The sequence below is a fragment of the Synechococcus sp. WH 7805 genome (genome assembly GCF_000153285.1).
Classification (GTDB): domain Bacteria; phylum Cyanobacteriota; class Cyanobacteriia; order PCC-6307; family Cyanobiaceae; genus Synechococcus_C.
The window spans coordinates 1,774,931-1,787,407 of record NZ_CH724168.1; the positions used below are offsets into that span (position 1 = coordinate 1,774,931).

The following is a 12,477-nucleotide window of genomic DNA, read 5'->3' on the forward strand; positions in this document are numbered from 1 at the left end:
ATTCTTCAATGTACCGAGCACCCCAAGGGGTGAGGACCCCTTCGATTCATCCCTCCAGCAGGCTGCGCAACATCCAGGCCGTTTTCTCGTGAATCTGAAGGCGCTGGGTGAGCAGGTCGGCCGTGGGTTCATCACTGGCAGCCTCAGCCACTGGGAACACGCTGCGGGCCGTGCGGGCCACCGCTTCGTGGCCAGCTACCAGCTCTCGCACCATGTCGAGCGCTGCCGGTTTCTGATCGGCTTCCTTGATCGATGCCAAGCCAGCCAGGGTGGATCCGCCATGGGGTGCAACCACGCCCAGCGCCCGGATCCGCTCGGCGATCACATCAAGAGCATTCCAGAGTTCGGTGTACTGCTCCATGAACATCAGGTGCAGGGTGTTGAACATGGGGCCTGTCACGTTCCAGTGGAAACCGTGGGTCTTGCCGTACAACACGTAGGTGTCCGCGAGCAAACGGCTGAGGCCTTCAGCGATCTCATTCCGTTGGGCTTCGGGAATACCGATGTCGATGGAGGGCGTGCTGGCCATGGTGTTACCGGTGATGTGGCGGTTCTAGCTCAGGAATCCAGCCCCTGGATGTAATCGCGCACCTTGGAGCGGCGCTGGGGTTGCCTCAGTTTGAGTAGGGCGCGTGTTTCGATCTGGCGCACTCGCTCCCGGGACAGGGCCATGGCCTCGCCGATCTCGGCAAGGGTGCGCGGTGTGTCGTCTTCGAGTCCAAAGCGACTGCGGATCACTTCGGCTTCCCGAGGGCTTAGTTCTTCCAGCAGATGTTCGAGATCATCGTGGAGTGAGTCCCGGGTGAGGGTCTGCTCTGGCGTCGCATGACCATCCTCCAGCAAGTCTCCGAGCTGGGTGTCCTGGTCTTTTCCCACGCGGGTTTCCAATGACACCGACCGCGGCACCCTGGCGAGGGTCTGACGCACGGTCTCCTCGCTGACCCCCAGCTCTTTGGCCAGGTCGCTCACGGATGCCAGACGCCCTTTCTCGCTGGCGATCTCCTGCTGCACGCGTTTGATCCGGTTCAGTTTTTCGGTGATGTGCACCGGCAGCCTGATCGTGCGGCTCTGGGTGGCGATCGCCCGGGTGATGCCTTGGCGAATCCACCAATAGGCGTAAGTGCTGAAGCGGAAACCGCGGGTGGGATCAAACTTCTCCACGGCCCTTTCCAGTCCAAGGGTGCCCTCCTGGACGAGATCCAGGAGCTCCATCCCACGCTGCTGGTATTTCTTGGCAACGGCCACCACAAGGCGCAGATTGGCTTGGATCATCCGGTCCCGGGCCCGGCGACCCTCGCGCAGTCGTTGTTGCAGTTCCTTGGTGTCCAGGCCACTTTCTTTAGCCCAGAGGGTGTAGCCCTCGTTCAGGAGTCGGTTGAGCTCACTGAGGGGTAGCTCCGCAGCCCGGGCCCATTCCTGGCGTGTTGGCCAGTGGCTGATGTGATTGGCCTCACGCTGCTGCAATTCCTCGAGATCCAGCAGCACCCGGATGGCTGCGATGCGCGTGCTGAGGTCACGCTCCTGAACAAGCAGTCGCTCCCGCTGCTGCACCTGGCGGGAGAGCGTCACTTCCTCTTCGCTGGTCAGGAGGTCAACGCGGCCGATGTCCTGGAGGTAGAGGCGCAACAAGTCGTTGCCGCCGCTCCAGCGGATCCGGGCCTTCCCCGTCGTTCGAGCCTTCTCAGACAATGAACCGGCACTTTCGGTATGAAGTCAGGTTCAGCTGTTTTGCTGACAAGTGCCCCGAACCGCCGGTTTCTGTTCGGGTTCTAGTCAGAGTCCCCTTCGGCTGGATCCACCCAGGTGCTGGCCACATGCAGTTCCTCCAGCTGTTTGTCGGCCACGCCCCCAGGGGCATTGGTCATCAGGCAGCGGGCCTGCTGGGTCTTGGGGAAGGCGATGGTGTCGCGGATTGATTCTTCCCCAGCCAGCAGCATCACCATGCGATCGATGCCGAAGGCCAGGCCACCATGGGGCGGGGCGCCCACATCGAGAGCATCCATCAGGAAGCCGAACTGCTCCTGAGCTTCTTCCAACGGCAGGCCAACAGTTTGCAAAACCTGGCGTTGCAAGGATGAGTCGTGGATGCGCAGGGAGCCACCGCCCAGCTCCAGGCCGTTGAGGACCAGGTCGTAAGCCTGGGCCCGGGCGGTGGGAAGGGTTGTCTCCCATTCCGTCTCGTTGCTGCCGAGATCCTCCTGGTTCGGTGCACAGAAGGGATGGTGCAGTGCTTCGTAGCGGTTCTCGTCGCTGTTGAACTCGAACATCGGGAAATCCACCACCCAGAGGAAGTTCCACTGGTCGTTGTCCCGGTCGGGTTTCACCATGCCCAGCTCCTTGGCCAGGTACTGGCGCACCCGGTCGAGGGCCTTGTTCACCGTGGCGGTGTCGCCGGCGCCGAACAGCAGAAGGGTGCCTGGTTCCGCCCCGGTGCGGCTGAGCAGCTCCTGCTTCTGCTCGTCGCTGAGATTGTCCTTGATGGCGCCGATGGTGTCGATCTCACCGCCGTCGCGCACGCGGATGAAGGCCAGGCCACCGGCTCCGGCCGCCTGGGCTTCGCTGAACACATCGCCGCCGGGCTTGATCCGCACGTTGGAGAGGGCGTCGTTGCCACCGGGAACAGCAATGCACTTCACCGAACCGCCGGATTTCACGGCGCCGCTGAACACCTTGAAGCCCATGTCCTTGACGATGTCGGACACGTTGGTGAGCTCCATGCCGTAGCGGGTGTCTGGGCGGTCAGTGCCGTAGCGCTCCATGGCGTCATGCCAGGTCATGCGCGGGAAGGGGCGGGGCAGCTCGACGCCCTTCACTGCTTTCCAGATCGAACAGATCAGAGATTCATTCAGCTGCAGGATCTGCTCTTGATCCATGAAGCTCATCTCGATGTCCAGCTGGGTAAATTCCGGCTGACGATCAGCACGCAGGTCTTCGTCGCGGAAACAGCGGGCCACCTGGTAGTAGCGCTCGATGCCGCCCACCATCAGCAGTTGCTTGAACAGCTGTGGCGACTGGGGCAGGGCGAACCACTCACCACCACAGACACGGCTGGGCAGAACGTAGTCGCGGGCACCCTCGGGGGTCGAGCGGGTGAGAACCGGGGTTTCGACTTCGATGAAGCCTTCGTTCTCCAGGAAACGGCGAGCGGCTTGGATCGTCTGAGCCCGCAGGCGCAGGTTGTCATTCATGCGCTTGCGGCGCAGATCCAAATAGCGGTGGCGCAGCCGCAGTTCTTCGCGGGTGTTCTCCTCGTCGTGCACCGAAACGGGGAAGGGCAGATTGCCTTTCACGCTGTTGAGCACGCTGATGCCGCTGGCCAGCACCTCCACCGCGCCGGTGGCCAATTTCTCGTTGAGCGATTCAGCAGGGCGAGCCCGGACCTTGCCGCTGATCTGAAGCACGGTTTCGCTGCGCAGGTGTTCTGCGACAGCAAAGGCTTCAGCTCCCAGGTCGGGATCCACCGTGATCTGCACGGTGCCGGTGCGATCACGCAGGTCGATGAAAATCACACCACCGTGATCGCGTCGGCGATCTACCCATCCGCAGAGCTGCACGGTGTCGTCGATGTGCTGTTTGCGCAGGTCGCCGCAACCGTTGCTGCGCATGGGATCTCTCAACTCGTGACAGGAGATTTTCCCACAGCCCGGGTCTCTTAGGGATGGCGGTAAAACGGACGTTTGACGACCGTGGCGCTTTGAATCTGGCCGCGGATTTCCACGCCAAGTTCCTGCCCCACCTTGGCCAGGTTGTTTGGAACGTAGGCGAGGGCAATCGCTTCCTGGAGTGTGGGTGACCAGCTGCCGCTGGTGATCGAACCGGCCTGTTCACCGTTGTGGATCACCGGGTAACCGTGGCGAGCAATGGCGCGTCCCTTCAGCTTCAGGCCCACCAGTCGACGGGATGGTCCGGTTTCAACAGCCCGCTCAAGGGCAGAACGGCCGGTGAAGGTCGCGGGCATCTCCAGGTGCACGAGCCAGCCCAGGCCCGCCTCGAATGGCGTGGTGTCAGCATCCATATCTTGGCCGTAGAGATGCATGGCGGCCTCCAGGCGAAGAGTGTCCCGTGCACCGAGGCCGCAGGGGGTCACTCCTTCGGCAACCAGACGGTTCCAGAGGCTCCGCCCGTCATCACGTCCGAGCAGCAGCTCCACGCCGTCTTCCCCGGTGTATCCGGTTCGGGCACAGAAAACAGGACGAGACAGACCCGGGACTTCAAACGTGCGGTGCGCGAAGCGGGGCAACTTCTTCAGGTCGACGCCGCTGAGGTGCTGCATCCATGCCAAGGCTTCAGGTCCTTGGAGGGCGAGCAAGACACCATCAGCCTTTTCATCGGTGATCTGCAGTCCCCAGGGCGTGAGCTGTTCTGTAATCCAGGCGGTATCGGCTGCAGCACAGGCGGCGTTGATCACCACGATCAAACTTGCTTTCCCATGGTCTGCGGTCGATTCGCCCAGGTCGTAGATGATCAGGTCGTCGCGGATCCCTCCGGATTCGTTGAGAAGCACGGAATAGCAGGCCTGCCCAGGGCCAATGCGATGCAGGTCGGTCGGTACCAGGGTTTGCAGGGCGTCCTTGGGGTTGATGCCGTGGATGCGCAGCACTCCCATATGGGAGATGTCGAACAGCCCCATCTTCTGCCGCACCGCTGTGTGCTCGTTGATCAGACCCGAGAACTGAACAGGCATGTCCCAGCCGGCAAACGGCACCATCCGGCCACCGTTAGTTACGCAGAGGTCATGGAGCGGGGTGCGGTGCAGATCCATGCCTGTTGAACGTATGGACGAAGGTTCAGTTGAATCCTATGGACGTCTTCGGAATTGCGTAGGAAGTGGAAGTAAAGCCGCAGATTGTCCTCTTTCGCTGGACCGCTTTCATAAGCGTCCTTATCTTTAGTTCTCCTTCTGGTGGGTGTGATTCTGCCGTCATCAACCTGCCAGTCTTGTGCACATTGCGCTGCGCCTTCGTCCCATCAAGGCGGTTGGTGCCGCTTGCGTCATCTGCCCGTGCATGCCGAGCTGGCCCGTCTGGTTTGGTGCCATCACTGGACGGCTCAACGGCCATCCCTGCCTGAGCTGGGGCCTGGAAAAGCTCACCTCCCCAGGGGCGATCGCCAACTTGACCTTGGAGCTTCTGTTGAGGGGGAGCTGTTTTCGGTGAATTCTTCTGGTTTGCTTTAAGGAAAGAATAATTGTCTTACTGGCAACATTCTCTTTCGCCTCTTCACTGGAAGATGACGAGTGATCTTCCACTGAGTCTGTTGCCAGCGACAACGACAATGCCGACTGCTGTGCAGCTGATTGCCGAGCATCGCAATCACGATCAGTTGATCCTGCCTACCGGTAGTGTCCTGTTCACTCGTGGTGCCCCTGCCAGGTCGATTTACGCGATTGAACGCGGTCTTGTTGAGTTATCGAGTGGGGGTCGCGATCGACTGCGTTACGGAGATGGTGAGATGTTTTTCTTTGAAGATCTCATCGGTGAGGCGCAGAGACACAGCCGAACCGCGACGGCCATCACGCCGATTCACGCTTTCTCGTTGGATCGCAACAGCTTTATGGAGCTGATTCATCAACACCCGACCCTGGTAGTCACCCTGTTGGGCCGTCAGCACGCCAGGCTGAGGGAGCAGCGCATGGATGCGGCTCACTTTTATTGAGCCATCAGCAGCAGCAGGCTTCGGGTGACCTTGGCAGCGAGCACGCTGCTGATGCCGCTGGGATCCAGTTGAGGGGCCAGTTCAACAACATCCGCGCCCACCAGGTGGTGATGTTGCAACTCATTGATCAGAACAGCGAAATCAGCCCAGGTGAATCCCCCGGGTTCAGGTGTTCCGGTGCCTGGCATCACCGCAGGGTCGAACCAGTCGAGATCCACGGTGAGGTAGATCGGTCGTCCGCGCAGATCGCTGAGCTTTTGGCTCATCTGATGCAGTGGAATCAAGCGGCCACTGCGATGCAGTTCTGAGAATTCCTCGGCCGTTCCGCTGCGGATGGCGATCTGAAGAAGATCGCCGCTCGGCAGCACGTCCAAGCAGCGGCGCATGGCGCAGGCGTGGCTGTGGCTTGCGCCGAGCCAGGACTGCCTCAGGTCTGCATGGGCATCGAGTTGCACCAGCACCAGATCAGGATGGTCTTTGGCCACAGCGGCTACGGCGCCAGAGCTGATGGAATGCTCTCCACCGAGCATCAGCGGTTTGAGGCCCAGGGCAAGAATTTCTGACGTTGCCCGTTTAACGGCCTCCACCACAGGCTCGGGTGCTCCGAAGGCGATGTTGAGTGTGCCGAGATCGGCGTAGTCCAGGGTGTCGAGGTCTCGATCGAGCTGCGGGCAGTACGTCTCCAGACCGGGGCTGACCTCGCGAATTGCTGCAGGGCCGAACCGGGTCCCAGGGCGGAACGATGTGGTTCCGTCATAGGGCACGCCGAATACACCGACCTGACAGCCGGATGGATCGCGGCGAGCGCCCATGAAGATCCCTCCGTCTTGGTCAAATAACTCCTCAGCTGCAAAGGTGTCCAATCCGTTTGTCTTCATGCGGAGAGCTCCCTCTCGATGCCGGCAGGGATGGCGTCAAAAGCGCCTTCTTGCCAGCGTGGACTCCAGATGTCACAGCCATCGCAGATCGCTGCGGCGCGTATGGGGTCGGGGTTGCGGTAGCGGGGACCGTCGCTGGCTGCGAAGGTCCAGCTCCACCAGCCGCTGGGATACATGGGAACCCAGCCATAGAGAGGGTCTGCGTAACCGAAGACCTCACGCAGCATCCGTACGGTTTCGATGTGAACGTCGCGGAACGCCTCCGGTGATTCGCTCTGGGTCGCGAACACTCCACCGGGCTTGAGAATGCGGCGGCAGTGCTGGAAGAAGCTGCGGTTGAACAACCCCTCGGCCGGCCCCGCAGGATCTGAACCATCCACCAGAACCACGTCGTAGCTGGCGTCTGAAGCCTGACTTACCCAGGCGATTCCGTCTCCCACGGTGAGCTGAAAGCGCGTGTCGCTCCAGCATCCCCCTCCGATGGCCCCCAGGTATTTCTGGCTGAGCTCCACGACCCGACCATCAATTTCAACAAGATCGACGTGCTTCACCTCCTTGTGACGCAGGCATTCACGAGCCGTTCCGCCATCGCCGCCGCCAATCACCAGGATCCGATCGATGGCGTTGGCCGCACAGAGGGCGGGATGGACCAGAGGCTCGTGATAGTGCCGTTCTTGATGTTCGGCTGTCATCCAACAGCCATCGAGTAAGAGCCCGTTTCCATAGCGATTGCTATGGATCACAGTGATGCGTTGGATGGTGCTCTGTTCGTCAACGATCACCTTGCCCTGGAGTCCGTAGCGCACCCCGTTGTGGTGTTCGTCGATCCAGTCGCATGCAGTCGAGGGGGCTTCGCTCATGATGTGGCGCCCAGGGTTTCCAGGTTCCAGCTAAGGGCACCACGGATTTGCCACCCCTGAGAGGTGGCCTCAGACTGATATCCACGACTCCGGCGGCGTCGTGGATGTCGCAAGGCAAGGAGGCGCGTTGTTTTGGTTCAGGAGCTGCGAATCAACGAACGCCTGGTGATTCCAGCTGCCGAGTTGCACTGGCGCTTCTCCCGCGCATCCGGCCCAGGAGGGCAGGGGGTGAACACCACCGACTCCAGGGTTGAGCTGCGGTTTGATGTGGAAGGCTCCCGGGTGCTGGGTCCTTTTCGCAAGGCGCGGTTGAAGGAGCAGCTGGCGTCGCGTCTGGAGGATGGCTGCCTCAGGGTTGTGGTCGCTGAGGAACGATCGCAGTGGCAAAACCGTCAGCGGGCGATGGCGCGTCTGGCGGATTGGTTGCGGGAAGGGCTGAAGCCACCCCCACCCCAGCGCCGTGCGACCCGTCCTGGGCGTGCAGCTGTAAAACGCAGGCTCGATGCCAAGGGCCGGCGCAGCGAGCTCAAGCGCCGCCGACAAGGGCGTCCATCCACAGACGACTGAGTAAATCTACTGATGGATTGCTTGGTTATGGCCTGGTTAAGGTGCACATGGCTAGAAGGTTTCGGTATGACGAATGCGAGCGATAGGCGACCGGTAGATGACCTCCTTGATCTGCTGCTGATCGAGGAGAGAGCAAAGAGCTGCTGCACACGAGCTCAAGCGCGATTGCTGATCAAAGAGGCCGGTCAGGTCAAGCGTGCTCTTTGGGGTTCCCAAGCTGAATCCGTCAACCCGCATTTCTGATGCCATCGGGCATCAATACGGCCTACTTTCCAGTTATTGGCCAGCCACAGTGTGCAGATCAGACGAGACACCATCGGCCTGACTTTGAATGGAAGCTTGATGCGTCTCTACGTCGCACAGCCCCAGCCTGAGGGTCGCTGGCCTGGTCTGCTGTTCTATTCCGATATCTTCAGCTTGGTGATCCGATCACGCGCTCGGCGGATCGCCTAGCGGGCTATGGCTACGTGGTGGCCGCTCCAGAGATCTTCCACCGCCGTGAACCGATCGGTGCGGTGATCAAGCCCGATGCCATGGGTCGGCTGCGGGGGAACAACAACGCCAGGAACACGCCCACTGCAGCTCAGGCCACCGCCTGCATCTATCCCACTGGACTCCAGGATGGTGTGCTGGGCTCAGACCGAGCCGATTCCCTTCAGCGCGCGGCAGAGATCCAGGGGGCCTTGCTCACGATCTTCGGAAGCCTCGACCCCCATGTGTCAGAGCCAGCCCGCAAGTCGATCCTCGCTGAGCTCGCTGCAGTGCCTGGACTGCGGCAGAGATCCCGTCTTTACAAGGCGAATCACACCTTCATGCGTGATGACGGTGAACGCTGGGACCCCCAGTGTTCAGACCAGGCGTGGTGGGAAGTGATCGCCTTTCTCCAGAAGGAGCTGGGTTGAGTGTGATCAAGGCGACTGGGCATTTTCAGCGCGGATTGCAGCTTTCGCTTGCTGCCACAGCTCCTCGAGCTCTTGAATGCTCCGTCCTTGCAGATCTCCTTTCAAAGCACTCTCAACCCGGGAGAAACGATCCAGGAAGCGGTGATTGGTTGCAGCCAGTCCTTCTTCGGGATCAAGGCCGCACCAGCGGGCCACATTCACCAGAGTGAACAGCACATCACCGAGCTCATCCTGGGCATGGCGGCGATCCCCCGAGGCGATGGCGTCCTTGAGCTCGTCGAGTTCCTCCTGCACCTTCCCCCACACGCCGTCCATGGCATCCCACTCGAAACCGGCCTTGGCGGCCTTGCGCGAGATGGTCATGGCAGCGGCCAGGGCCGGTTGCCCTCGCACTTTTCCGGCTAGTTGATCGCTCAGCGGGCTGGAGGATCGCTCCCCTCCCGTCTGTTCCGCCCGTTCCGCGGCCTTGATGGCCTCCCAGCTCAAACGCACGGCGTCACTGCTCTCCGCCGTGGCCTCGCCGAACACGTGGGGATGGCGGCGGATCAGTTTGTCGCTGATGGCTGTGGCGATTGCATTGAGATCGAAGCGGCCGTCTTCTTCACCGATCCGGGCGTGCAACACCACCTGCAGCAGCAGATCGCCCAGTTCCTCTTTCAGATGCCGGTCGTCGCCATGGCGAATTGCATCTGCCACCTCATGGGCTTCCTCCAGCACGTAGGGCACCAGGGAGGCATGGGTCTGCTCCAGGTCCCAGGGACATCCGTTCTCTGGATTCCGCAGGTGTGCCACCACGTGTTCGAGGCGGCGTAGGGGATCCTGATCACCAGGAACCGTGGCGTGCTGAGCCATGGAGCTGTCGGCGTCTGGCGCCACCCTCTCACTGACGCCGTCTGCGAGGCCAGCGTCGGGGCCATTCAGCGGGCAGAGGATCACCATCAAGGATCAGATGCAGCCAAACACTGGTTTCCAGCCCAAGGAGAACAGCGAGTAGTGGACTGGGATGTTGGCGCACCCATTGAAGAACCACCGGAAGTCCCTCGCTGGGTGTGGGGTACAACCAGCCAGGGAGGGCGGTCAGTCCGAACCAGACCACCATCGCAATGGTCATCAACCAGGTCAGTCGCAGTCCTGTGCCGATCAAAGGTCCATGGGAGAACAGTGACCGATGCGGGATCAGCGTTCGGTAGGGACGCCAGATCCAGCCCAGTGGTCCCCACCGCTTCAGAGCTCTCGAGCGGGTATCGAGATCGGGAGAGAGCCAGAGCCCTCCCCAGGCGAAGGCCGCGGCTGTGAGTACGCCCATCCCCAAGCCCAGCCATAACCCCGAGAGCAGGCCAGCGGGCACACAGACCATCAGTGTGGCGCGGTCATGATCCCGACCCAAGGCCATCGCAGTCGTTCATCCGTGACCCAGCCTGCCGCGATCAGGCAGAATCTCAACGTCGGGCGATTAGCTCAGCGGTAGAGCACCTCCCTTACAAGGAGATTGTCGCTGGTTCGATCCCAGCATCGCCCACTCCGAGATCAACTGCAGTCACTGCGTTTTGGGCGAACGCCAAAACTGGTTTTGTTGTTTTGCCCATTGTTTTCCGCGCAAAAAAAACGCGCAAAGGCTGGCTGCTCAAAAAAACCTGAGACCTTCACTACGACTGAGATCGGTGCAGCAGTGGTGCCAGGAGGGCTGGGGCTTGAATCCGTGACATACGCATCAGTCAGGTTGTTTGTCCATCGGGAGGGGGATTTTCTTCTTTGTTTGGGAGTTATCCAAAGACCTTTAACACCAAGATGAGTTTGTGAGGGGCATCCTTGTCGTTCGCGAGAAATCCCCATGCAGTGCACTCCTGACAAGACCAGAGAGGCACTGCTCAAGCTGTAGGCAATCAAAACTCTGCCATTTCTGACGGTGTGAAAGTTCTGTCGGGAGATGAATAGCGAGAACCTCTTGCCCTGCTTTCCCTTGTCGGCTTCTGCTGCCGTGAGGATTGGCGTTATTCAGTCCACCATCAGCGCAATGACAGCAGGTTTTCTTTTGCCCTTTGCTCAGGAGTACAAGAACGATCAGGAGAGATGCTGAGGACCCTTCAAGGTTCGGCTGCCCGCAAGCAAAAAAAGGCGGCAGGTGATGCCGCCTTCTAGAAGGTGCTAAAGAGTGGATTGGTGAGATCTTTTACCAGCATCACTCGGATACGTTTGATTCCTGATCTCACCGACTTAGAAAATCCAGAATAGGCACATTGGATTCCCTTGTTATTCGCTCTGAATGCTTCCAGAACTACTGCATCGAGGTGGTCGAATGAATTTCGCCATTCCATCAATCAACTTTGAGGTTGAGGATTCTATTCAACTACTGAATTGATCTTAAGTATAAAAAGAGCTGGAGGGAAAATCAGGCGTTTATTTTGTGACGACTAGAATTGCAGCTATAAAGTGTTTGTTTTTTAAAAAATAAGGGTATTTCATAGCATATTATGGACTGCCTGTGCAAGAGGTTGTAAAAAATTATACAGTGATTTAAATCGAGTTGATGGTATAGTTATTGTTTAAGTCCAATCCAAGCCGGACAATTTTATTCATGGAGAGTCTTTCGAGCATTCAATATGAAAACTTTGTTTTTGCTCGCAGGGGCATCTGGCAGTGGTAAAACAACTCTTCTTCGCAAATCATATTTGAATAGTTTGAGGATTTTTGGAGAAAAATACCACGAACTATTTTTGTTGACGAATCAAGACCGCAGTGGAAAGGAGTACAAAAAATATGAAGTTGCAAAAGGTAAGCAATCTTACTTCAAGTCATATCATATACCCAGGCTGAGATTAGAGGAGTCTCTTCCGTCTTGCGTTCTCATTCATATAGATATTACTTTCGTCTTAAGGAAGCTCGTGATAACTCATTCTGAAAAAATGGATCCATGTCTTTTAAAGGACAATCCATTGTTTTCTGCTAAGAGGCGTGAGGAGGATATTCTTAATAAAAAAAAGAATGATGTGCTTCTTAGGAATTATTTCAACGATTCTTTTTTTGGCAGATTCGATACTGTCGTTGTCAACACATTATTTTGTGAATTTCGTCGTAATTGCCGGCAAATAATGAAAAGAAGTGATGGGATAATGGCCTTGGACTCCGACATTCGGGCTGCCAAGAAAGTTCATTCTGAGTGCTATAAATGCTGGCAGAGGAATCTTGATGTTCTTTCTGCGAGTCATTGCTTTTCATCGAGAGTTGTTGGTAGGGATACTCTTCTGGTTGACGGATCTCCTGTAACGAAATCTTACTCAGAAATGCGATAAATTTCCTGGCGATTGTCGGTATTTTCGTTGCTGACTTGTGAGACTTATGCAAAGTCGCTGTGAGCTCTCCTGGTTGCACGTTATCTCGAGCACTCGCAAGCCTCTCCATCGCCATTGTGATCTCGGTAAGCAAATCTCTGATTGAGCACGATCTGCGCCTCACTCCAGAAGCCGATCTCGCTGCAGCGATACCTTTCACTTCCGGAGCCATCGCTGCCCCAAGATGACTGTGATGGCAGTGCTGTTTTATTACGTGATGCTTCTGTTGCAGATCCGACGGCTGCTCCCTTCTTGCTGTCAGGAATGACAACGAGGGATGCCTCAT

13 protein-coding genes and 1 tRNA gene are annotated in these 12,477 nt (G+C 58.3%); 6 read left to right on the plus strand and 8 right to left on the minus strand.

What is annotated here, in order from left to right; translation table 11 throughout:
* Positions 1 to 46 precede the first annotated feature (46 nt).
* From WH7805_RS09185 to gcvT, 4 genes are all read right to left on the minus strand, one after another.
* Positions 47 to 529 (minus strand): Dps family protein, encoded by a 483-nt coding sequence (locus tag WH7805_RS09185; RefSeq protein WP_006042789.1) that lies wholly within the window; start codon positions 527 to 529, stop codon positions 47 to 49.
* Between the two features lie 29 nt (positions 530 to 558).
* A complete protein-coding gene (locus WH7805_RS09190; protein ID WP_006042790.1) occupies positions 559 to 1,689 on the minus strand; it encodes an RNA polymerase sigma factor, RpoD/SigA family in 1,131 nt (376 codons plus the stop codon).
* An 80-nt stretch (positions 1,690 to 1,769) separates the two neighbouring features.
* Positions 1,770 to 3,605, minus strand: coding sequence for an aspartate--tRNA ligase (gene aspS, locus WH7805_RS09195; protein ID WP_006042791.1), 1,836 nt, complete (start codon positions 3,603 to 3,605; stop codon positions 1,770 to 1,772).
* 47 nt (positions 3,606 to 3,652) lie between these two features.
* A complete protein-coding gene (gene gcvT, locus WH7805_RS09200) occupies positions 3,653 to 4,762 on the minus strand; it encodes a glycine cleavage system aminomethyltransferase GcvT (protein ID WP_006042792.1) in 1,110 nt (369 codons plus the stop codon).
* Between the two features lie 244 nt (positions 4,763 to 5,006).
* Here gcvT and WH7805_RS14450 point away from each other — a divergent pair, with 244 nt between their 5' ends.
* Together WH7805_RS14450 and WH7805_RS09210 are read left to right on the plus strand one after the other, a co-directional pair.
* Positions 5,007 to 5,156, plus strand: coding sequence for a hypothetical protein (locus WH7805_RS14450; RefSeq protein ID WP_156783658.1), 150 nt, complete (start codon positions 5,007 to 5,009; stop codon positions 5,154 to 5,156).
* Between the two features lie 118 nt (positions 5,157 to 5,274).
* Positions 5,275 to 5,655 (plus strand): cyclic nucleotide-binding domain-containing protein, encoded by a 381-nt coding sequence (locus tag WH7805_RS09210; RefSeq protein WP_006042794.1) that lies wholly within the window; start codon positions 5,275 to 5,277, stop codon positions 5,653 to 5,655.
* Here the strand turns inward: WH7805_RS09210 and speB are convergent.
* Positions 5,649 to 6,533, minus strand: a complete 885-nt coding sequence (speB, locus tag WH7805_RS09215) for an agmatinase (RefSeq protein ID WP_006042795.1) — start codon at positions 6,531 to 6,533, stop codon at positions 5,649 to 5,651. The two genes, WH7805_RS09210 and speB, sit on opposite strands and share 7 nt — an antisense overlap.
* Positions 6,530 to 7,393, minus strand: a complete 864-nt coding sequence (gene speE, locus WH7805_RS09220) for a polyamine aminopropyltransferase (protein ID WP_006042796.1) — start codon at positions 7,391 to 7,393, stop codon at positions 6,530 to 6,532. The genes speB and speE overlap by 4 nt, the downstream gene beginning before the upstream one ends.
* A 132-nt stretch (positions 7,394 to 7,525) precedes the next feature.
* On the opposite strand from speE, the gene arfB reads away from it, so the two are divergent.
* Together arfB and WH7805_RS09235 are read left to right on the plus strand one after the other, a co-directional pair.
* Positions 7,526 to 7,960 carry an alternative ribosome rescue aminoacyl-tRNA hydrolase ArfB gene (gene arfB / locus WH7805_RS09225; RefSeq protein WP_006042797.1) on the plus strand — a complete coding sequence of 145 codons (435 nt, stop codon included), beginning with the start codon at positions 7,526 to 7,528 and terminating at the stop codon, positions 7,958 to 7,960.
* A gap of 467 nt (positions 7,961 to 8,427) precedes the next feature.
* Entirely contained in the window at positions 8,428 to 8,862 is a 435-nt protein-coding gene (locus WH7805_RS09235) for a dienelactone hydrolase family protein (RefSeq protein ID WP_006042800.1), read from the plus strand.
* Positions 8,863 to 8,868: 6 nt separating this feature from the next.
* Here WH7805_RS09235 and mazG read toward each other — a convergent pair whose 3' ends face one another.
* Both mazG and WH7805_RS09245 read right to left on the minus strand, forming a co-directional pair.
* The gene (mazG, locus tag WH7805_RS09240) at positions 8,869 to 9,714 is read right to left on the minus strand and encodes a nucleoside triphosphate pyrophosphohydrolase (protein WP_038005319.1); all 846 of its coding nucleotides are present in this window, start codon (positions 9,712 to 9,714) and stop codon (positions 8,869 to 8,871) included.
* A gap of 28 nt (positions 9,715 to 9,742) precedes the next feature.
* On the minus strand, positions 9,743 to 10,255 hold the full coding sequence (locus WH7805_RS09245) for a metal-binding protein (protein ID WP_006042802.1): 513 nt from the start codon (positions 10,253 to 10,255) through the stop codon (positions 9,743 to 9,745).
* A 54-nt stretch (positions 10,256 to 10,309) separates the two neighbouring features.
* On the opposite strand from WH7805_RS09245, the gene WH7805_RS09250 reads away from it, so the two are divergent.
* Positions 10,310 to 10,381 (plus strand) — tRNA-Val (locus tag WH7805_RS09250).
* Positions 10,382 to 11,462: 1,081 nt separating this feature from the next.
* Complete coding sequence (locus WH7805_RS14985; RefSeq protein WP_232198990.1) at positions 11,463 to 12,152, plus strand: hypothetical protein; 690 nt, start codon at positions 11,463 to 11,465, stop codon at positions 12,150 to 12,152.
* The last annotated feature ends 325 nt before the right edge of the window (positions 12,153 to 12,477 follow it).